Annotated in this window: 18 protein-coding genes; 8 read left to right on the forward strand and 10 right to left on the reverse strand. The window is 61.8% G+C overall.

Annotated features, from left to right (window positions below):
• Nucleotides 1-34 precede the first annotated feature (34 nt).
• The 3 genes from TM1040_RS08705 to TM1040_RS08715 form a co-directional block, all read right to left on the reverse strand.
• Complete coding sequence (locus tag TM1040_RS08705; protein ID WP_011538220.1) at nucleotides 35-1786, reverse strand: acetolactate synthase 3 large subunit; 1752 nt, start codon at nucleotides 1784-1786, stop codon at nucleotides 35-37.
• 599 nt (nucleotides 1787-2385) lie between these two features.
• Entirely contained in the window at nucleotides 2386-3030 is a 645-nt protein-coding gene (locus tag TM1040_RS08710; RefSeq protein ID WP_044027054.1) for a response regulator transcription factor, read from the reverse strand.
• 77 nt (nucleotides 3031-3107) lie between these two features.
• Nucleotides 3108-4532: a cache domain-containing protein gene (locus tag TM1040_RS08715; RefSeq protein WP_011538222.1), complete on the reverse strand. Its 1425-nt coding sequence runs from the start codon at nucleotides 4530-4532 to the stop codon at nucleotides 3108-3110.
• 296 nt (nucleotides 4533-4828) lie between these two features.
• Here TM1040_RS08715 and TM1040_RS08720 point away from each other — a divergent pair, with 296 nt between their 5' ends.
• The 3 genes from TM1040_RS08720 (at nucleotide 4829) to TM1040_RS08730 (ending at nucleotide 9370) form a co-directional block, all read left to right on the forward strand.
• On the forward strand, nucleotides 4829-5914 hold the full coding sequence (locus TM1040_RS08720; RefSeq protein ID WP_011538223.1) for a TRAP transporter substrate-binding protein: 1086 nt from the start codon (nucleotides 4829-4831) through the stop codon (nucleotides 5912-5914).
• 137 nt (nucleotides 5915-6051) lie between these two features.
• The gene (locus TM1040_RS08725; protein WP_011538224.1) at nucleotides 6052-6999 is read left to right on the forward strand and encodes a TRAP transporter small permease subunit; all 948 of its coding nucleotides are present in this window, start codon (nucleotides 6052-6054) and stop codon (nucleotides 6997-6999) included.
• Between the two features lie 16 nt (nucleotides 7000-7015).
• Nucleotides 7016-9370 carry a TRAP transporter large permease gene (locus TM1040_RS08730; protein WP_011538225.1) on the forward strand — a complete coding sequence of 785 codons (2355 nt, stop codon included), beginning with the start codon at nucleotides 7016-7018 and terminating at the stop codon, nucleotides 9368-9370.
• Nucleotides 9371-9583: 213 nt separating this feature from the next.
• Here the strand turns inward: TM1040_RS08730 and TM1040_RS08735 are convergent, their stop codons facing one another.
• The 4 genes from TM1040_RS08735 to TM1040_RS08750 form a co-directional block, all read right to left on the reverse strand.
• A complete protein-coding gene (locus tag TM1040_RS08735) occupies nucleotides 9584-9967 on the reverse strand; it encodes a VOC family protein (protein ID WP_011538226.1) in 384 nt (127 codons plus the stop codon).
• Nucleotides 9968-9972: 5 nt separating this feature from the next.
• A complete protein-coding gene (locus tag TM1040_RS08740) occupies nucleotides 9973-10797 on the reverse strand; it encodes an arginyltransferase (protein ID WP_011538227.1) in 825 nt (274 codons plus the stop codon).
• A 173-nt stretch (nucleotides 10798-10970) separates the two neighbouring features.
• Complete coding sequence (locus tag TM1040_RS08745; protein WP_011538228.1) at nucleotides 10971-11402, reverse strand: RDD family protein; 432 nt, start codon at nucleotides 11400-11402, stop codon at nucleotides 10971-10973.
• A 68-nt stretch (nucleotides 11403-11470) separates the two neighbouring features.
• Entirely contained in the window at nucleotides 11471-11926 is a 456-nt protein-coding gene (locus tag TM1040_RS08750) for a DUF2852 domain-containing protein (protein WP_011538229.1), read from the reverse strand.
• A 624-nt stretch (nucleotides 11927-12550) separates the two neighbouring features.
• On the opposite strand from TM1040_RS08750, the gene TM1040_RS08755 reads away from it, so the two are divergent.
• The 5 genes from TM1040_RS08755 to TM1040_RS08770 all read left to right on the forward strand — a co-directional run bounded on the left by TM1040_RS08755 (nucleotide 12551) and on the right by TM1040_RS08770 (nucleotide 17897).
• Nucleotides 12551-15409 carry a glutamine-synthetase adenylyltransferase gene (locus TM1040_RS08755; protein ID WP_011538230.1) on the forward strand — a complete coding sequence of 953 codons (2859 nt, stop codon included), beginning with the start codon at nucleotides 12551-12553 and terminating at the stop codon, nucleotides 15407-15409.
• Complete coding sequence (locus tag TM1040_RS08760) at nucleotides 15381-15686, forward strand: hypothetical protein (protein WP_044026703.1); 306 nt, start codon at nucleotides 15381-15383, stop codon at nucleotides 15684-15686. The genes TM1040_RS08755 and TM1040_RS08760 overlap by 29 nt, the downstream gene beginning before the upstream one ends.
• Nucleotides 15687-15882: 196 nt before the next feature.
• Complete coding sequence (locus TM1040_RS20255) at nucleotides 15883-16023, forward strand: hypothetical protein (protein WP_166485537.1); 141 nt, start codon at nucleotides 15883-15885, stop codon at nucleotides 16021-16023.
• 105 nt (nucleotides 16024-16128) lie between these two features.
• Nucleotides 16129-17346, forward strand: a complete 1218-nt coding sequence (locus TM1040_RS08765) for an RSP_2647 family RNA methyltransferase (RefSeq protein ID WP_011538232.1) — start codon at nucleotides 16129-16131, stop codon at nucleotides 17344-17346.
• A gap of 11 nt (nucleotides 17347-17357) precedes the next feature.
• Complete coding sequence (locus TM1040_RS08770; protein WP_011538233.1) at nucleotides 17358-17897, forward strand: RSP_2648 family PIN domain-containing protein; 540 nt, start codon at nucleotides 17358-17360, stop codon at nucleotides 17895-17897.
• A 105-nt stretch (nucleotides 17898-18002) separates the two neighbouring features.
• On the opposite strand, the gene TM1040_RS08775 is transcribed toward TM1040_RS08770, so the two are convergent.
• From TM1040_RS08775 to TM1040_RS08785, 3 genes are all read right to left on the reverse strand, one after another.
• On the reverse strand, nucleotides 18003-18989 hold the full coding sequence (locus tag TM1040_RS08775; protein WP_011538234.1) for an LLM class flavin-dependent oxidoreductase: 987 nt from the start codon (nucleotides 18987-18989) through the stop codon (nucleotides 18003-18005).
• 88 nt (nucleotides 18990-19077) lie between these two features.
• Nucleotides 19078-19764 (reverse strand): M48 family metallopeptidase, encoded by a 687-nt coding sequence (locus tag TM1040_RS08780; protein WP_011538235.1) that lies wholly within the window; start codon nucleotides 19762-19764, stop codon nucleotides 19078-19080.
• Nucleotides 19765-20104: 340 nt separating this feature from the next.
• Complete coding sequence (locus tag TM1040_RS08785) at nucleotides 20105-21289, reverse strand: vWA domain-containing protein (RefSeq protein ID WP_011538236.1); 1185 nt, start codon at nucleotides 21287-21289, stop codon at nucleotides 20105-20107.
• Between the last annotated feature and the right edge of the window lie 14 nt (nucleotides 21290-21303).

Genomic DNA, 21303 nt, shown 5'->3' on the forward strand with positions numbered 1-21303 from the left:
GGCGCGATACGCCTTGCAATCAAACCTCAGATGATCAGACCAGAACCGCGCCGCCGGACTGGATCACGCCCTGCGTTTCAGCCGCGCCCAACAGCATCTCGTTGTGAGCCTTGCCCGAGGGGATCATCGGGAAGCAGTTCTCGTGCTTTTCCACCAGACAGTCAAAGATCACCGGCCCGTCATATTCGATCATCTCCATGATCGCGTCATCCAGATCCTTGGGGTCCGAGCAGATGATGCCCTTGGCGCCAAAGGCTTCGGCGAGTTTGACAAAATCGGGCAGCGCTTCGGACCAGCTGTGCGAGTAGCGCTCACCATGCAAGAGCTCCTGCCACTGGCGCACCATGCCAAGGCGTTCGTTGTTGAGGATGAACTGTTTCACTGGCAGGCGGTACTGGGTCGCAGTGCCCATTTCCTGCATGTTCATCAGCCAAGAGGCCTCGCCCGCGACGTTGATCACCAGCGCATCGGGATGCGCGATCTGCGCGCCGATAGAGGCAGGCGTACCATAGCCCATGGTGCCAAGCCCCCCGGAGGTCATCCAGCGGTTGGGGTCTTCAAAGCCCAGGAACTGTGCTGCCCACATCTGGTGCTGGCCCACTTCGGTGGTGATATAGCGATCCCGACCCTTGGTCAGCGCCTCGAGACGCTCAAGCGCATATTGCGGCTTGATGGTGGTTTCGGACATCTCATAGGTCAGGCATTTCACCGCGCGCCATTCGTCGATCTGGCCCTGCCATTTTGCCAGTGCTTCGGCGTTGGTCTTGCGCCCGCGGCTCTTCCAGACCTTGAGAATGTCCTCAAGCACATGGCCAACGTCCCCGACAATCGGGATGTCCGCCTTGATCACCTTGTTGATCGAGGAGGGGTCGATGTCGATATGGGCCTTGATGGATTTCGGGCTGAAGGCGTCGATGCGACCGGTGATCCGGTCATCAAAGCGCGCGCCGATGTTGATCATCAGGTCGCAGTCATGCATCGCCATATTGGCCTCGTAGAGACCATGCATGCCAAGCATCCCAAGCCACTGCTTGCCCGACGCGGGATAGGCACCGAGACCCATCAGGGTCGAGGTGATCGGAAAGCCGGTGGCCTCCACCAGTTCGCGCAGAAGCTGGCTTGCGGCCGGGCCCGAGTTGATCACGCCGCCGCCGGTATAAAACACCGGGCGTTTGGCGGTCTCCATCGCGGCGACCAGCTCGGTGATTTCTTCCATGTCGCCCTTGACGACCGGCTGGTAATGCGAAGCCGAGGGTTTCTTGGGCTCATAGGTGCCGGTGGCAAACTGCACGTCCTTGGGAATGTCGATCAGCACCGGGCCAGGGCGGCCAGAGGTTGCGACATGGAACCCTTCGTGGATGGTGGAGGCGAGTTTATCGGTGTCCTTCACCAGCCAGTTGTGCTTGGTGCAGGGGCGGGTGATGCCGACGGTGTCGGCCTCCTGAAAGGCGTCAGAGCCGATCATGAAGGTCGGGACCTGCCCGGTGAGAACCACCAGCGGGATCGAGTCCAGCAGCGCATCCGTGAGGCCGGTCACCGCGTTGGTGGCACCGGGGCCAGAGGTCACAAGCACCACGCCGGGTTTGCCGGTCGAGCGCGCATACCCTTCGGCGGCATGCACTGCGCCCTGCTCGTGACGGACCAGAATATGGCGAATGTCATTTTGCTGAAAGATTTCATCGTAAATGGGTAGGACAGCGCCTCCGGGATATCCGAATACCGTGTCCACGCCCTGCTCCTTGAGGGCTTGGACAACCATTTTTGCGCCGGTCATTTCACGTGTCATCTGCTTTGCTCCAGTTCACGACATCGTCTTTCTTTGCGTCAGTCTAACGTCAGTGTGTATCGCATAAAAAAGCCCCCGATTTTGAGGATCGGAGGCGCATGGGTTCGATTATGGTCTACCGTTACCGGCCCATGCGCGTGTGTCCTACAATTACGACTAGCCGAGCCATCGTCGGGGCCTCCATCATGCATTGGAGGCGACATTATGGGGCAGGGCCGGGAGGGTCAACCGCAAAAAGGCGGTTTTTGCGCCTGGTTTTGAATTTATCTTACGCATGGAGGTGGTATTTGGAAATTAATGACAACATCGGGCGTTGAATTTGTAACGGGGCTATGTAACCCCGGGATGCGGAGTGCCCTGAGGGGGTAGCTTTCTAGGGCGAGACTGTGCGGGGCGCCTCCGGCGCGCAGGTTTACCCCGCGCTGCCACGCGGGGCCGGGGCGAGGCGCTGCCTCGCGCTCCGGGATATTTCAGTTAGAAGAAGGGGCGGCGGTCACTGGAGCCCTATCGGGCGGGGCGGGCATGCAGCGCAATGGGGGGGCGGAGAGGCGTGGCTAATGCGAAGGTTTCAGAGCCTCTGGTGCGCTGGGCCCTACGGATCAGATACCGCGGCCGGTGCCTTGCAGGACACCGTGTTCCAGCGCATAGCGGGTGAGCCCCGCGGTCGAAGAGATCCCAAGTTTGCGCTTGATGTTCTTGCGGTGGGTTTCCACCGTGCGCACGGAAATATCGAGCGCTTGCGCCACTTCCTTGTTGGATTTGCCCTGCGCCAGTTCCAAGAGGATCGTCTGCTCGCGCCCTGTGAGCGCTTCACGGCTGGTCTGGGATTGCGGCGAGAGCGACCCGGCGGCGCCGGTGCACAGGTATTGTTCGCCGCGCATCACCGCGTCGATTGCGGTCTTGATTTCTTCGGGCTGGACATCCTTCAGAACATAGCCAACCGCACCGTGGCTGAGGGCGGTGGTGATATATTCCGGGCTGTCGTGCATCGACAGGATCAGCACCCGGATTTCAGGGCAGCGTTCCTGAATGATCTCGGTCGCGCTAAGGCCGCCCACATCAGGCATGTTGAGATCCATCAGGATGACATCCGGCACGAGAGCCTCGGCGCGGGCAATGGCCTCACGCCCGCTTGAAACGGCCCCGACCACTTCGATGTCGCCGTAGCTTTCGAGGATCGACTGGATCCCTTCGGCGACCATCGGGTGGTCATCGACGATCAGAACGCGGATTGGGCCATTCATCTCTTGTCTCCCGATGTTGTCGGTCTGGCGTTCTTCATCAGAGGCCCTCCCTGGCATCTGCTGTGTCCTGCTGGCTGTCAGGGCAGGCGATGCGCTGCAAGCTCGTCGCCCGGCGGGAGCAGGTGGCTCAGGGGCAGGCTGGCGATGATGACTGTGCCACGGTCGCGGCCTGCGCGAAATGACAGAATGCGCAGGGTGCCGTCAAGCTGTTCCATACGCTCTTGCATGTTGCGCAGTCCAATCCCGGAGCGGCTGCGCTCCTCTTCGGTGGGCAGGCCAGAGCCATTGTCTGAGATGCGCATGGTGGCGCCGTTTTCATGGCCGCGCAGATCCATCGTCACCCGCGTGGCACCCGAATGGCGTTCGATATTGGTGAGCGCCTCCTGGGCAATCCGGTAAAGCGCAATCTTGGCCTCCTGATCGAGGCGGTTGCGAAAGACCACAGTAGTGAAATCCGTTTCGATCCCGGTGCGGGCTGCAAAGTCATCCGTCAGCGCCTTGAGCGCGGGGCCAAGCCCGAGATCATCCAGCACGCCGGGGCGCAGATCACGGCTGATGCGGCGTACTTCGGTGATGGCGGTCGCCAGACCTTCGACGCCCTTGTCGAGCGGCGCGGCGGTGGTCTCGAACTCGCCCCGCCCGATGCGCCGCCTGACGGTTTCCAGCGCATAGCGTACCCCGACCAGCAACTGGCTGATCGAATCATGGAGCTCGCGCGCCACCCGCCCGCGCTCTTCTTCCTGGGCATCAAAGACCCGCTGCGTGAGCTCCTTGAGCTTGGCGTCGGCCAGACGCCGCTCGCGGATGTTGAGGAGCATCCCAGAGCCAAACACCGCGATCAACGCCACAAGGGTAATCGCACCTATATAGAGGAATGTGCGACGCACCCGGTTTTCGACCTCCTGACGCGAGCTGGCAATCGAGGCGATCACATCGTCGATAAAAACCCCGGTGCCCACTGCCCATTGCCAGTCTTGAAGCCCGACCACATAGGCGATCATCTGCGCCTCTTCACCGGTGGAGGGCTTTTCCCACATGAAACTGTGCCAGCCGGCACCCTGACGCGCGATGTCGATGAAAGTGTTGACCACCGGCACGCCATTGGCATCCGTCAGTCCCGCCCAGTTGCGGTTGATAAACTCGGTCTGACGCGGGCTGACCAGGTTGGTGCCATCGTAATCATAGACAAAAAAGAACCCGTCCTGGCCGTAGATCATGGCGCTCAGGATCTGGGTGACCTTGCGCTTGGCCTCGGTGTCGTCCGGGGCGGCGGGGCCATAAATATGCATAAAGCCGTTGCGGGCCTGGGTGACGTAGTTGCGCAGTTCGGCCTTCTTGGCCTCGATCAACTGACGCTCCAGCACCTGAATTTCGCGTTCAGCCATGGCGCGGGATTGATAGGCCACCAGGGTCGCGATGCACAGGCAGGCCACGATTAAGGGCAAAGTGGCCAGCAGGGACAGTTTTTGGGCGTAATTCGGGCGGAACATGCGCCGGATCATCGTTTCTGGTTCCTGAAAAGGCCATCGGGAGCGGCGACGGGGCCGTTTCGAATCGTTACGGCACTGAGGTCGAGAATCAAAGCCCTGAAACGGCCGGGCGCAGGCCAAAGGCAAGTGAAGAGTGCCCTGATCCCCCCGTTTGCGGCCCGGATGGCTCAAAAAATCGGCGTTTCTACGTAGTACTTGGTATTCACATGTTTGGTGGTCCGGTTAGGGTGTTGGGACTTTAAGGCGGCCACGGGGACGGGGGATCCCCTAACCCACGGTGGCCACACGTTTTGGGAGGAACCAAAAACATGGATCGCAGATCCTTTCTGAAAACATCCGCAATCGGTGGCTCCGCAGCCGCCGCATCCGCAGCTCTCGCCGCACCGGCCTACGCACAGGGCAATCGCACCCTGACCATGGTCACCACCTGGGGCCGTGGCCTTGCTGGTGTGCATGACTCCGCGCAGCGCGTGGCAGACAGCATCACCGCCATGACCGACGGCGCTCTGACCGTTGACCTCAAAGCCGCTGGCGAACTCGTTGGCGCGTTCGAGGTGTTTGACGCCGTGACCGCGGGTCAGGCCGACATGTACCACGGTGCCGACTATTACTTCGTGGGTCAGCACCCGGGCTATGCGTTCTTCACCGCCGTGCCTTTCGGCATGACCGCGCAGGAACTGGCCAACTGGTACTACCAGGACGGCGGCATGGAGCTCCACGACGAGCTGGGTCAGATCTTTGGTCTGAAGTCCTTCCTCGGCGGCAACACCGGCGCGCAGGCCGGTGGCTGGTTCTCCAAGGAGATCAACAGCCCCGACGACTTCAACGGTCTGAAGTTCCGTATGCCGGGTCTCGGCGGTAAAGCTCTGGGTAAACTGGGCGCATCCGTTCAGAACATCCCCGGCTCCGAAGTGTATCAGGCGCTCTCCTCCGGTGCGATCGACGGCACCGAGTGGATCGGCCCCTGGGCAGACGAGAAAGCGGGCTTCCAGGAAATCACCAAGACCTACTACACCGCTGGCTTCCACGAGCCGGGTGCGGGTCTCTCCGTTGCGACCAACCGCGACGTGTTCGAGAGCCTCACACCGGGTCAGCAGAAGGTGATCGAGATCGCCTCTGCCGAAGCACACCAGTGGAACCTGAGCCAGTTCCTCGCCAACAACGGTGCAGCGCTGCAGCGTCTGCAGGCCGGTGGCGTGAAGGTCATGGAATTCCCCGACTCCGTCTGGGATGCCTTCGGCAAGGCCTCCATGGAAGTGCACCAGGAAAACATGGGCGACGATCTCTACAAGAAGATCTACGACAGCGCCATGGCCTCCATGAAAGCCTCCTCCGGCTGGATCAACCAGTCCTCCGGCACCTATGTGGCACAGCGCGACCGCGTTCTGGGCTAATCCCGGACCTCTCGCTTGAATTGGATCCCCCGCGCCAGATGCGGGGGATCTCTTTTGCACTCGCGGTCCAACGAGCGTCGCCGGAGCCTTCCGCGCAAAGACGTGCCCGACCGCCTGCTTGAACTTCCGGGGGAGCCATGCAGGACGACATGAGTATTTCCTTTTTTGGCGCGATTGGTGGCTTCCTTTGGTGGCTCGCCTCAAACGTATTTGGCGCCTTTTATAACATCGGCTATGCCGTCACCCATCCCGAGCTGTGGCTCGACTGGCTGACATGGGCCGGCACACCAGAGGACAAGGCATCGGTGATGCGCTTTGTCTACTATGGTGGTTCGGTCGAGTTCTTCTTTGTGGTCTTCACCACACTCCTCGTCCTCACGGGGCTCGGCATCTATTACCGTGGCTTCATGTGGGGGATGGTGCGCGGGCTTGAGGGCTTTGCCAACACCTTGGGGCGCTTCTTTGCCTGGGCCGGTCTCTTGATGGTCCTGCAGCAGATCATCATCGTGTTCATGCAGCGCGTCTTTGCCCGCCCCGATATGAGTTTCGGGCTCGGCATCGCGCTGGAAAAGGACATCTCGTGGTTCGCAGAAGAGCTGAAGCTCTATAACGCGCTCGTGGTGTGTTTCTGTGTCACCTACACCTTTGTGCAGGGCGGCCATGTGCGCGTTGACCTGATCTATGCGGGCATCTCGCATCGCGCCAAACGCGTGGTCGACATGGTTGGGTCGCTGATCTTCATGATGCCCATGGCGGTGATCACCTGGATGTACGGATGGTACTTCCTGTGGCGTCACCTGATCGTGCCAAAACCCTCCGCCTCCGACCAACTGGATCGTCTGGTCATGAAAGCGCGCGCCTTGCGCTGGAACGTGGAGACCATCGGCTTCTCGCCCAACGGCTTTAACGGCTATTTCCTCTTCAAGATCCTGCTGGTCGCATTTGCGGGCCTCGTGTTCCTGCATGCGGTGGCGTTCTTCTACCGCTCTCTCCTCGAATATATCGAAGGCGAAGAGTCGGAAGGGAAATACCTCGACAAAGATACGCTTGGCGAAGGCGAAGAAGCCTATGAAGGCGCTCATTAACTAAGGGACAGCACCCATGCTATTCGGACTTGATGGCGTCGAAATCGGCCTAATCATCGTCTTTCTCTGCCTCTTCGGGGGCATTCTCTCGGGCTTTCCGGTGGCCTTTGCCATCGGGGGCGCCGGGGTCATCTCCTTCGGGATCATTGCCGCGCTCGACAGTGCGGGGCTTCTGATTCACCAGGCCATTGACACCTCCAGTCAGGCCTATCGAGATATCGTCAGCTCCGGCGTGAAGCCGGATGTGATTTCCGTATTCCGATACCCGGACTTGCCAAGGATCGCAGAGCCTGTGTTCCCGCAGGGCTGGGAAGTTGCGATGGACCGCAACGTCTCCTTCATCGTGAACCGGATCAACGAGCGGGTTCTGGCCGGCGCCTCCATCGAGACGCTGCTGGCAGTGCTGATGTTCGTTCTGATGGGCATCACGCTTGAACGCTCCAAGATCGCAAACGATCTTCTGACCACCATGGCGCGTGTCTTTGGCCCGCTGCCGGGCGGTCTGGCTGTGTCCATCGTGGTTGTGGGCGCGTTTCTTGCGGCGTCCACCGGGATCGTGGGCGCAACGGTTGTGACCATGGGGCTTCTGGCCCTGCCGACCATGCTGCGCAACAACTACTCGCCGGAACTGGCGACAGGTGTGATTGCAGCCTCGGGGACGCTTGGTCAGATCATTCCGCCCTCGATCGTGATCGTTCTTCTGGGCACGCTCGCAGGGGATCTCTACTCCACCGCGCAGGAAAACCGGGCGCAGGAAGCGGGCTGTACGGATGCGCTGACGTATCTTGGCGAGCCTGCGGTTGTGTCCGTGGGCACATTGTTCCAGGCGGCCTTGTTGCCGGGCATCATGCTTGCGCTTCTCTATGCGCTCTATGCCTTTGGCTACGCGCTCCTTAATCCGCACAAGGCTCCTGCCGTGCAGATGGGTGCTGCCAATGAAGAGCCGATCACCCGCGCAGAAAGCCTCACATGGTTCCTCGGCGTTCCGGCGGCTCTGATCGTTGGCACGGTGCTCTTGAACAGCGTGAACCTCGTGGGCAGCCAGAACATCACCGTTTCGGCCTTCTCTGATGCGGGGCAAACCGCAAGCCTGCGCACCAACGTGGGCCCGGAGTGTCAGGCGGCGATGATTGACCTGCATGGTCAAGAAGCCTGGGATGCCGCCGTGGCTGAGCAGGTCGAGATCGATGCGGCGGGCGGCGTGGCTGAAGCCACCAAGCTTTCTGAAGAAGAGCTGGCCCAGGCGCTGGAGCAGAAGATCGCCAATGCGGCGCCCATCGGCACCGGTATTGCGACCATCATCGTGCTTCTGGGGCTGACGCTGGCCGTGGGCCGGGGCGTGGCGCCGTCGCGTGATGCCAAGCCGTTGATCGTTGGTGCCATTGGTCTGTTGCTGCTGGCGCTGATTGATGTGATCGCGATTGGACCCACCACCTCGGCCTCGGCCACGGTGGCGTGGATGCTGCTGCCTGTCCTGCTTGCGCTTTATGGCTGCAAGGAAGCGGCGGCGCGCTGTGCCCGCAACGATCTGATCCGGGTGGTCTTCCCGCCGCTGGTTCTGATCGTGGCGGTGCTGGGCTCGATCCTGGGTGGGATCACCAACCCGACGCCCGCTGCGGCGCTTGGGGCCGGTGGCGCCATCATGCTCGCGGCCTACCGTCGCCTGAAGGATGAGGGTCAATCCGGCAATATCATCATCTGGGCCACCTTCGCGGTGATCCTGGCGATCCTCACCGGTATGAACTTTGACCTTCGGATCAATCAGGACGTGGTTCCCGCAGAAAGCTACGCGGCATTCTTCTTTGCCTATTCGTGCTATCTGTTTGCGCTCTTTGGCCTGCTCTACGGGATCTGGGTGCTCTTCAAAGGCGGGGTGATGACACCGATCGTGCGGGAAACCGCCAAGGTGACGTCGATGGTCTTTACCATCCTCATCGGCTCGCAGCTGCTGAACCTGGTGGTGATCTCCTTTGGGGGCGAGCACTATATCCAGCAGTTCCTGAAGAGCTTTGACAATGAGCTCACCGTGTTCCTCATCGTGATGCTGGTGCTGTTCATCCTCGGGTTTGTGCTCGACTTCCTGGAGATCATCTACATCGTGATCCCCATTGTCGGCCCGGTGATCTATGGCGGATCTTTTGATCCCAAATGGGTGACGATCATGGTGGCTGTGAACCTGCAGACGTCCTTCCTCACGCCGCCCTTTGGCTTTGCGCTATTCTATCTGCGCGGCGTGGCGCCGAGGGAGGTCACGACTGGCCATATCTACCGTGGTGTGTTGCCCTTCGTGTTGATCCAGGTGCTTGGGCTGGCGATCCTGTGGTTCTTCCCCTCGATCGTGACCATTGTACCGTCGCTGATCCCGAACTGATCGCGCAGAAGGTTCCAAAAGAGAAAAGGCCCCGCCATTGTGTGCGGGGCCTTTTTTAATTGTGCCGAGAGAGAAAGGGGCGCTGCCCCTCTTGGCCTGCAGCCAATTCACCCCGGGATATTTTGAGTTAGAAGAAGGTAGAGAGCGCCCTTGAAGGGCGGTTTGGCCCCGCACACAGGTTGTGCAGATCCGGGACGGCAGGCGTGGTGGCACCTAGGCGAACTGGATCAGGTCCCAGCGATTGCCAAAAGGGTCGCGCCAGACTGCAACGGTACCATATGGCTCAACTCGCGGGGCCTCCTCAAAGAGGACACCGGCGGCGGTCATGGCGCGGTGATCGCGGGCAAAATCATCCGTTGCCAGGAAGAGCCCGACCCGTCCGCCAAACTGGTTGCCGATGGCGGCCTCCTGGGCAGGGCCCTCGGCGCGTGCGAGGATCAGACTGCCCGCAGTGGCGCCCGGCGGCAGAATGCGCACCCAGCGCTTGCGGCCCTGATCCACATCTTCGGCCAGGGTCCAGCCAAGTGTCTGGCAGTAAAACGCAATGGCCGCGTCGTAATCGGGCACCACAAGGGAGACGGCGTGGAGAAATTGCACGCGGTTTACCTTTTTTTGGGGGAGGTACCCTGCGGCAGCTGGATATTGGCCACCTGCTCGGCCACCGGCGCGGTAGAGAGAGGGTGATCCTCGGCGGTAAAGCTTTCGGGGTCCTTCAAGGGAGTCCATTCGCCGCCGAAATAGACTTCAAGGCCGGAGAACTTGGCCTTGTACCCCATCTTCTGACTGCCAGGGACCCAGTAGCCCAGGTAAACATAGGGCAGCCCGGCCTCGCGCGCGATCTCGATGTGATCAAGCACCATGAAGGTGCCGAGCGAGTTCTGCGGCAGGTTGGGCGCATAGAAGGAATAGACCATGCTCAGCCCGTCTTCGAGCACATCGGTGAGTGAAACAGCGGTGAGCGCATTGGTGTCCAAGTCGGTGTATTCCACCACCCGCGTCCGGATCGGGGTTTCCTCGACCATGGCGGCATATTCAAAGACATCCATGTCCGCCATGCCACCGTCGGCGTGGCGCTGGTCGAGATAGTCTCGAAACAGCGCGTATTGATCCTCGGTCGCCCAGGGCGAGGTGGCGCGCCGGTCCAGGTGGCGGTTGCGATTGAGCGTCTTGCGCTGGCTGCGGGTCGGTTTGAAGTCGGCAACGCTGATGCGTGCGGACATGCAGGCCGAGCAGTCGGAACAGGAAGGACGGTAGAGCACATTCTGCGAGCGCCGAAAGCCCTGCTGGCTGAGCGAGTTGTTCAGCTGCTCCACACCGTCGCCCTGCAGCGAGGTGAACAGTTTGCGCTCCATCCGGCCCTCAAGGTAGGGGCAGGGCTGCGGCGCAGTCACATAGAACTGAGGAGCGATCGGTAGAGTGTGGCGCATATGTGAGGTCAGCGGCTCTCGTAAACGTAGGAAGGACCGTCCCTCTTGGACGGCCCGGCATCAGTGTCGTTGAATATGTGATGATAGCGACCGACCCGGTGCTGGCAAGCCTCCTTGTGCAAATTGGATTAACGCGCAAGGGGGGCGGGTGCGGGGCCGCATCAGAGGCTGCGTCAGGCGCGGCGGCGCAGCATTGCGGTGCCCAGCAGATGGTCGCTCAGGCCCTGACCGCGCGCGGTGGTCAGCATCAGCAGGATCGAGATGATCTGCAGAACCGGGACCGCCATAGAGACGGTATAGCCCACGGTATGCAAAAGCGCGCTGCCGCCGTCGAGCCGGGCGCCGGAGTGTTCGCGCAATTCGATCCCACAAAACCGCATGCCCAAGGTGGCCGACCCGTTTGCCAGCGTTGCAACACGATAGACAAACCCCACGGTCAGATAGAGCATCGGCCAGACCAGAAGGCCCAGAAACGCCGTAAAGGGGACGATCACCGCCGCGATGGCAAAGATCAACGCGGTGTCGATCAAAAAGGCAAACAGACGCTTGGCGGTGACGCCGGAGTAAAACTCGGCCTGCAAGTCTGGATCGGGGAGGGCGGTCATTCGGGGCTCCTGAGAGTGGCAGGGTGGGGGGATGCTGCCCGGGGGGAGCCGGGCAGGGAGTGATGGTGTCAGGCTTTGGACGGGCGAGCGCCATCCTGGGGTGCGTCGTCTGCGTCATTGGCCTCGTCGGGGCGCGCGGCGCGCTCATCCATGAACTGATCGAATTCAGCTTTGTCCTTGGCGGCGCGCAGCCGGCCGAGGAAGGCTTCGAAATCGGTCTGCTCTTGTTCAAGCCGCGCCAGAGTGTCGGCTTTGTAGGCGTCGAACGCACCGTTACCACTGCTTTTCATCGCATGAAAGCCACGGTGCATATGGGTCGAACGGCGGCGGCAGGAAGAATTGAACATGCGTTTGCTCCAGATCATGTAGGCGAGGATTGCAAGGCCGACGGGCCAGACGAAGACAAAGCCAAGGACCATTGCGGCGATCCACGCGCCTTTGCCTTTAGAATCGAGCCAGGATTCGCTTCGGGCGAGCCAGCCCTGTTGCGGGGTCGGCGGCAGATTGGTCGAGTAACTGGTCATTCTGGGTCTCCACGGTGCTGGTTGAATGTGAATTCAATTTACATCACCGATATGTGCAACGCTGCCAGTGCCTTCAAGGGCGCATGTAAATGTTTTTCACATTTACTTTGAGGGGCATTGATTTTGAAGGGAAAAACATGTGTGGATGGATGGGGGAGATGGCCGGGAATGTGATAGCGGAAAGAAAACGCCAAAGGCGTCAACCGATTTTGACGAGTGGAGTAGGGTGCGGCCACGCGCCCCAAACCTTGTGTCATCACTACCAACCCTATCTCCGGTAACATACCGCAGCACCGCCAGATCAGATCTGGGCAGACGGGCAACTCTTAATCGCATCACTCGGTCCCCGAAAAGGGAACGTGACCACCCTACAATTCTACCCCAAAACCAGAAGTTGCGAAAGCGCAGAACGAAAATCGCCGTAAACAATTGTTTCACGGACGCTCACGAATTCGTGAGCGTCCAGAGCGACAGTCTGATTAAGGCCCCCGGGCGGGGCGGTCTTATACCGGCGCCGCGCATGCTGAGGTCTGGCCCTGCAGATGCGCTTTTGGCACACGGGCACAAGCGCGCAGGCGGCGTTTTGGGATTGACGCACCGGAGCAGGACACACAGTCTCGCGCCATGTCTCAATCGCTGTCTCATTCGCTCAAACTGCACCGTTGCCCCAGACCCTTTGATCCCGCCATTAGCGCCGAGGTGGTTGCGGAATTTGCGCATCTCTCTCCTGAGTTTCAGGCGCTCCTTGGGGGGACTGCGGGCAGCAGCCCCTATCTCAATACTCTGATCCGCTCCGAGCAGGCGTGGCTCGAGGGGGCGCTTCTGAACCCCGAAGCCGCTCGGGACGCTGAATTCCAAACCTGTCGCGCGGCGCCACCCGATCAGGTGAAATCCATCTTGCGCGCGGGCAAACGCCGGATCGCCCTCTTGTGTGCGCTGTGCGATCTCTCCGGGCATTGGCCGCTCGAAGAGGTCACAGGCACGCTCACCCGGTTTGGTGAACTGGCGGTGGATGTGGCGCTCAAGGCCGAGATTGCGCTCCTGATCAAGCGCAACAAACTGCCCGGCATGGGCGAAGAAGACATCGCCACCGCCGCCGGCATGAGTGTTTTTGCGATGGGCAAGATGGGCGCCTACGAGCTGAATTACAGCTCTGACATTGATCTCATCTGTCTCTTTGACGAGACCCGTTTCGCGCGGGATGATTTTCTGGATGCGCGGCAGGCCATGGTGCGCGCCACCCGCAACATGAGCGCCGCCCTCAATGACCGCACCGCCGAGGGCTATGTCTTTCGCACCGACCTTCGGCTCCGCCCGGACCCTTCGGTAACGCCGGTTGCCTTGGCGATGGCGGCGGCCGAGCACTACTACGAGAGCCTTGGCCGAACCTGGGAGCGCGCCGCCTATATCAAAGCCCGCGCCTGTGCTGGCGACATCGCGGCGGGCGAGGCGTTCCTCAAGACCCTCACTCCGTTTGTATGGCGGCGGCATCTTGATTTTGCTGCCATTGAGGACGCGCATAACATGCGCCTGCGCATTCGTGAAAACAAAGGCACCGGCGGCCCGATCACCGTGCTGGGACACGATATGAAACTCGGGCGCGGGGGCATCCGCGAGATCGAGTTTTTCACCCAGACCCGCCAGCTCATTGCCGGGGGGCGCGACCCGTCGCTCAGGGTGCGGGGCACCGTCGAGGGGTTGGAGGCGCTTGCGGCAGCGGGGTGGATCACCTCCGAGGTGGCCGCAACCCTGGCCGGTCACTACCGCGCCCATCGTGAAATCGAACACCGCATCCAGATGGTGCATGACGCGCAAACTCATCGCATGCCCACCTCGCAAGAGGGGCTGTCGCGGGTGGCCTGCCTCATGGATGTCGAGGCTGAATCCTTTGTGAGCGGGTTGCGCGACCGGCTGTCGGAGGTGCATCGCCTCACCGAGGATTTCTTTGCCCCGGGCAGCAGCGCGAAACCCGCAGAGCCCTTGCCCGAGGCACTCGACCAATCGGTGATCGCGCGTTGGCCCAGCTACCCGGCGCTACGCTCGGATCGTGGTGCGCGGGTGTTTGAACGTCTCAAACCCGAACTCCTGAGCCGTCTCGCCCGCACCGCCAACCCCAAAGAGGCGCTCTTAGCGCTGGATGGGTTTCTGGCCGGGATGCCCGCTGGGGTACAGCTGTTTTCGCTCTTTGAGGCCAATCCGCAGTTGATTGATCTTCTGGTCGACATCGTTGGCACGTCACCAGCGCTGGCCAACCACCTGTCACGCAACGCATCGGTGTTTGACGCGGTGCTGGATGGCGGGTTCTTTGCAGAATGGCCCGGACGCGACTGGCTGATTGCAGACCTGGAACAGGCCCTGGATGGCGAGGGGGATTATGAACGGCAACTGGATCTGACACGGCGCTGGCACCGCGAATGGCATTTTCGCACCGGCGTGCATCACCTGCGCGGGCTGATCGGGGCCGAGACCGCCGGGCAGCAATATGCGGATCTCGCGGATGCGGTGATTACCGCGCTGCTGCCCAAGGTGGCCGCGCAATTTGCCAGCAAACATGGCCCCATGCCTGGACGGGGCTGTGTCATTCTCGGCATGGGCTCCTTGGGCGCGGGGCAGCTCTCGGCCACCTCTGATCTTGATCTCATCATGATCTACGACCCACTCGAGGAAGACAGCTCCGATGGCAAACGCCCGCTGGCGGTGCGCCCTTATTATGCGCGCCTCACGCAGGCCATGGTCACAGCGCTGAGTGCGCCGATGTCCCAAGGTCGGCTCTACGAGGTCGATATGCGCCTGCGCCCGTCGGGCAATCAGGGGCCAGTGGCAACCAGTTGGCAGAGCTTTACCCAGTATCAGGAACATGACGCCTGGGTCTGGGAGCATCTGGCCCTGACCCGCGCCCGGGTGGTGGCAGGCGAAGAGACGCTGGCCCGCGATCTTGAGACCTTCCGCTGCGCCTTCCTCGCAAAACCCCGCAGCCGTCAGGAGGTGCTCTCGGAGGTGATCGAGATGCGCCGAAGGCTGGCCGCGGCCAAAGCCCCCGAGGGGGTGTGGGACGCCAAGACCGGCCCCGGACGCATGCTCGACATCGAACTTATTGCGCAGGCCGGGACGCTTCTGGCCGGGCGGTCCACGCGCGCGGTTGCCGAAGGGCTCAGCGCCGGTGTCGCCAGTGGCTGGTTAAGTGACGCGCAGGCTCAAGGGTTGCGTCGCTCGTATGCGTTATACTGGTCGGTGCAAGGCGCCACGCGGCTGATTGCCGGGAAAGGGTCAGATGGGGCGGTGCGCGGCGAAGGGGGGGCGGCCTTCCTGCTGCGCAGCACCGGGTTTGACGATCTTTCCCTGCTGCAACAGGCGCTGGAAGATGCCTATGCCGAGGCGGCCGCGATCATCGAGGCCGCGCTTGGCCCTGTATCGCAGAACCCTGACGCACAAGAGCCGGAGTCCCAGAGCAACGATGACCAAGATGACACCCCCCTCAGCTGACCGCGCGTCTTTGGATCCCAAGGGCCTGTTTCGCGAAGCCTATCGCATGGACGGGCTGGATGGCGCGCAATGCCGCAGCATCTTTCTGGATTGGGCCCTGTCGACCCCCGTCGATCTGGACACGGAGGCCGCGCTCTCGGAGCTTCTGGCGCACTACGGCGAGGCGTTCCCCGATCACCCGATGACGCAGGTCTTGCGCGATGGTCTGCAAGGGGGAGCGCGCCCCAAGCGACGCGGCGGCTGGCGCTCGCGCGAGCGGGCTCCGTTTGAGGATTAACTCGAACGCGCCGCAGCACCACCCCTGAGCGCCAGACTTGGTTTGGGGGCGCGTGCTGCCCCTCGAGGGCGAGCCGTTCAGGGCCGAAAGGTTAACAACTCCTTAAAAGGTACGGATTGCGCCAGATTTCCGCCCCTTTTACTCGCCACAACGCAGATGTGGACAGCGAGCGCTGCCGGGTATTAGGGAGATCATCGTGCGCCTTACATCTATTGTTTCCGCAGGCCTTCTGGCCCTGACACTGGCCGCCTGTAGCACGCAGGAGCAGCCAAGCCGCAATGCCTTTTCCGAGCCTCTGACCCTGATCGCCCCTGCGATTGCGCCGTTTCCCGAGTGATCTCGGCATCGGTCGCTCCGCCTGCTGTGACCGGAACTTGACCTCGACCTCAGGGAACGGCGTTTTCGCACTTGGGGCAGCGACGGAGACGCGCTATGTGGGGCCATGACAGACGCTTCCCTGACCCCGCCCGCGCGCCCGCGCGTCAAAATGAAACCCAAGTCAAATGCCCGTGCGATCCGCCACGGCTTTCCTTGGGTCTATGCCAACGAACTGGTCACTGACCGGCGCACCAAGAAGCTCGCGCCCGGCAGCCTCGCGGTGCTCGAGGATGAAGCAGGCCGCAGCCTCGGCCTCGTGGCCGTCAATCCCGAGAGCAAGATCATTGCCCGGATGCTCGATCGCAACCCGGAAGCCTTGATTGATGCAGAGTGGTTTGCCGCGCGCCTGTCGCGCGCCGCAGCTCTGCGTGGCCAGCTTTATGACGCGCCTTTCTACCGACTGGTCCATGCCGAGGCCGACGGGCTGCCGGGCGTGGTGATTGACCGCTTTGGCGAGGCCTGCGTTGTGCAGCCCAATGCCGCCTGGGCAGAGGCCCATCTTGAGGCGCTGACACAGGCGCTGGGCGAGGTGACGGGCTGCACGGTGATCCTGAAGAACGCATCGGGCCGCACCCGTGGGCTTGAGGGGCTTGATGATGAAAACGCGGTGCTCAAAGGTGCCGCACCCGAGGAGCCGGTCCCGGTGGTGATGAATGGTGCCACCTATATGGCGGATCTCACCGGCGGGCAGAAGACCGGCCTGTTTTACGATCAGCGTGACAACCATGCCTTTGCCGCACGTCTGGTAGCGCCGGGGGCCGAAGTCCTCGATGTGTTCTCGCATGTGGGCGGCTTTGGCCTCGCGATGCTGGCGGCGGGCGCGGGGCAGGCGACTTGTGTCGATGGCTCTGCGGCAGCCCTTGATCTTGCGGCAGCGGGCGCTGCGGCCTCCGGCCACGGCGACAGGTTTACCGCCCGTCAAGGCGATGCCTTTGACGTGCTGGCAGCGCTTGGTGCAGAAGGCGCAAAGTTTGACGTGGTGATCTGTGACCCGCCCGCATTTGCGCCCTCAAAACAAGCGCTTGAGGCTGGTTTGCGCGCCTATGAGAGGGTCGCGAAACTGGCCGCGCCCCTGGTAAAGCCCGGCGGCTACCTAGGCTTGTGTTCTTGTTCGCATGCTGCGGATCTGACGCGCTTTCGCAATGCGTCTGCACGCGGGATCGGCAAGGGCGGACGTCGCGGACAGCTCTTGCACACCGGCTATGCGGGGGCGGACCATCCGCAGATGCCGCAGCTGGCCGAGAGCGGCTATCTCAAGGCCGTGTTCTTCCGGCTCGACTGAGGTCTCTGACCGTGAAGCTGCTGCTTGATACCTGCGTGCTCTACCCGACCGTGATGCGCGAGATGCTGCTGGGCGCGGCGCGCGCGGGGCATTTTGTGCCGCTCTGGTCGGCGCGGATTTTGGGCGAGTGGGAGCGCGCGGCAGTGAAGCTCGGCCCCGCCGGCGCGGCGCAGGCCACAGCTGAAATTGCGCTCCTGAAGGCGGCGTGGCCCAAGGCGGAGGTCGCGCCAGCCCCCGGTCTCGAGGCCCGATTGTGGTTGCCGGATCAGCATGACATTCATGTGCTTGCTGCAGCGATTGCAGGCCATGCGGATGGGATCGTCACCGTCAACGCAAAGGATTTCCCCCGCCAGACGCTGGCGGAGGAAGGGCTGACGCGCAGCGCGCCCGATGAGCTCTTGTATGACTTCTGGCTCAAACATCCCGAGGGGATCGAGGCCGTTGGGCAGGCTGTACTTGCGGAGGCCAGAAGGCTCTCGGGTGAGGACTGGCAGATGCGGGCGCTGTTGAAAAAGGCGCGTCTGCCACGGCTTGCCAAGGCTTTGGCCTGACTTGAAAAAAACTGAGGGCAGAGTTCGACCGCGGGCGGAAGCAAAGCGCCCGCCCATGGGGGCGGTCGGGCGCTGCCCGGCCTGTCGTCCGGGCAAAACTGAACTCTAGCTGTTCCCCAGGATCTCTGCCGCGATCTCAAACGAGCGCAGCCGCGCGTCATGGTCATGGATCTGCCCGGTCAGGATCACCTCGTCGGGCTGGTAGGTCTCAATGAGCCGTGCCAGATCTTCGCGCACACTGTCCTTTGCGCCAACCGCCGAAATCGTCAGCGCCTGATTGACCCCGGCAAGAATGTCCGGCGTCAGCACATCTGCGATATTCTCTACCGGGGCAGGCAGCTTGCCCGGGGTGCCAAGGCGCAACCGGGCAAAGGCTTGCTGCATGGTGGTGCGCAGCCGGATGCCCTCTGCATCCGTGGCGGCGGCAAAGACGTTGACCGCCAGCATCGCATGCGGCTTTTGTAGCGTCTTTGAGGGGCGAAACTGGCGGCGATAGACCTCAAAGGCCTGCGAGAGCGCTTGGGGCGCAAAATGCGAGGCAAAGGCATAAGGCAGCCCCAGCATGGCGGCGAGCTGTGCCCCGTAAAGGCTCGACCCCAGCATCCAGACTGGAACCTCGGTGCCCTCACCGGGGATGGCGCGCAGATTGCTCTCTGTGCGGCGGGGGCCGAGATGGGAGATGAGCTCCTGCACGTCCTCGGGGAAGCGATCGCCGGAGTCCTGCAACCCGCGCCGCATCGCCCGCATCGCCGCCATATCCGTGCCCGGTGCGCGCCCAACGCCGAGGTCGATCCGGTCGCCGTGAATTTCTACAAGGGTACCAAAGGCTTCGGCCACCATGTAGGGCGCGTGATTGGGCAGCATGATGCCGCCCGCGCCAACCCGGATGGTCGAGGTTGCCTGTGCAATATGGCCGATCATCACCGCCGTTGCCGCGCTCGCAATGCCGGGCATGTTGTGATGCTCCGCCAGCCAGTAGCGGTGATAGCCCCAGCGTTCGGCGTGTCGGGCGAGGTCGGCGCTATTGGCGAGCGCCTCTGCAGTGGTGGCGCCTTCTGGCACCGGGGCGAGATCGAGGACGGAATAGCGCATAAAACCTTCTCCTTGCGGGAAGGTTTAGGTAAGGGCTCGCGTCAGGCTGCACAAGAGGGGCGTGGAAAAACATCCAAGCTCAGGGCGCTCAGGCCTCGCGCCACTTGTCCTCGAGCCGCTCCAGCGCGGCGATGCGTTCCTCGGTCTTGGGGTGACTCATGAGCCATGCGGGGGCCATCCCGGCCCGAGAATTCGTGAGCTCTTCGAGTTTGCGAAACAGGTCTTTCTGCGGCTCGACACCGATACCGGCCTTGGTCAGCAGGGCGGCCGCATATTCGTCGGCCTCATATTCATCCCCCCGCGACAGGCGCGCGGCCAGAAGGTTGGTGAGAACCCCCGCGATCCATGGTCCGACAAAGGGAATATAGCGCCCGATGACCATCATCAGCACCGTGCGCAGCGCGTTCTGGCCGGAGAAATCGATCATCCGTTTCTTGGCATGTCCAAGCGCCACGTGACCAAGCTCATGGGCGATCACGCTCGCCAATTCGGCATCGGTGACCTCGCCGGACTGGAATTTGCGATAAAAGCCACGGGTGATGAAAATCCGCCCGTCGGGCGCGGCAAGGCCATTCACCGGGTCGATCTCATAGATGTAGACCGGGATGCGCGGCAGCTCGAGCGCGGCCGCAAGCCGGTCGGTCATGCGTTTCAGATGCGGGTCCGCAAGCTCTGTAGAGCGGGCGCTCAATTCGCGGTGGGTGCGCCAGACGGAGAGGCGATACATCACCAGCCCGTAAATCACCGCAAGAAGGATCGGAGTCAGTCTCAGCATCTCTTTGATATGGGCGGGTTGACGGCGCAGGACAAGCGGATTGCGTAAATTCCTGAGGCGGGAGAGCTGTAAACAGACGCACGGTGGGAATGCGTTTCAGGGGGGGGAGACTTCAATGGACTTTGGGGCTGGCCGGTGGCGGCTGGTGTCGGGGAGCCTTGTGACACGGGTGGCAGAACGCGCGCCGCGGCTTTAGGTCCGTAAGGCTGACCTAATGTTTCGCATGCGAAACACTGGGGCAGGAGGGCTGATACTTTTTGTTGGGGCAGGCCGCAGGTCGCCCCCCAGATCCGGGTTGCCTACGCGGAGAACGGTTACATTACAGCATGTTAACCGAAGACTAGCGGGTGAGCTCCCGCATGCCGCGCTCCAGCCCGTCGAGCGTCATCGGCACCATGCGATCCTCAAAGATCTCGCGGATCATCTGGATCGAATGGGTATAGCCCCAGTATTTCTCGGGCACCGGGTTGATCCAGAGATGTGAATTCCATTGGTCGCGCGCGCGCTCCAGCCAGACCTGACCGGCCTCTTTGTTCCAATGTTCATTGGCACCGCCCGGATAGGAGATCTCGTAGGGCGACATCGACGCATCGCCCACAAAGATGCACTTGTAATCCGGTCCATAGGTGCGCAGCACCTCATGGGTCGGGGTCTGCGCGTCCCAGCGGCGGCGATTGTCACGCCAGACGCCTTCATAGAGGCAGTTGTGGAAGTAGTAGTACTCCAGATGTTTGAACTCGCTGCGGGCGGCGGAGAACAGCTCTTCGACGAGCTTGATATGCGGGTCCATCGACCCGCCCACATCGAGAAACAGCAACACCTTGGCGGCGTTGTGGCGCTCGGGGCGGGTTTTCACGTCGAGATAGCCGTTTTCGGCGGTTGCGCGAATGGTGCCGTCCAGGTCGAGCTCTTCTTGTGCGCCCTCGCGCACCCAGCGGCGCAGGCGCTTCAGCGCAACCTTGATATTGCGGGTGCCCAATTCAACATCGCCATCGAGGTTCTTGAACTCGCGCTTGTCCCAGACCTTGACCGCGCGCTGATGGCGGCTCTCTTTCTGGCCGATGCGCACGCCTTCGGGGTTGTAGCCATAGGCGCCAAAGGGAGAGGTGCCGGCGGTGCCGATCCATTTGTTCCCCCCCTGATGGCGGCCTTCTTGCTCCTTCAGGCGCTCCTTGAGTGTCTCCATCAGCTTGTCAAAACCGCCCAGAGCCTCAATCTCGGCGCGTTCTTCAGGCGAGAGATGTTTCTCCGCCATCTTGCGCAGCCACTCTTCGGGAATGTCCACGGCGTCCATCACAGCAGAGGCGGGGATCTGGTCGAGGCCTTCAAAGGTGGCGGCAAAGGCGCGGTCGAATTTGTCGAGGTTGCGCTCGTCTTTGACCATGACGGCGCGCGCGAGGTAGTAGAACGCCTCCACGTCATAGGTGACGAGACCCGCCTTCAGCCCTTCGAGAAAGGCGAGATATTCGCGCAAGGAGACCGGCACGGCGGCGTTGCGCAGGTTCTCGAAGAAGGGTTGAAACATGGGGGCTCCGTCGG

The organism is Ruegeria sp. TM1040, from assembly GCF_000014065.1.
In the GTDB taxonomy this organism is placed as follows: Bacteria; Pseudomonadota; Alphaproteobacteria; order Rhodobacterales; family Rhodobacteraceae; genus Epibacterium.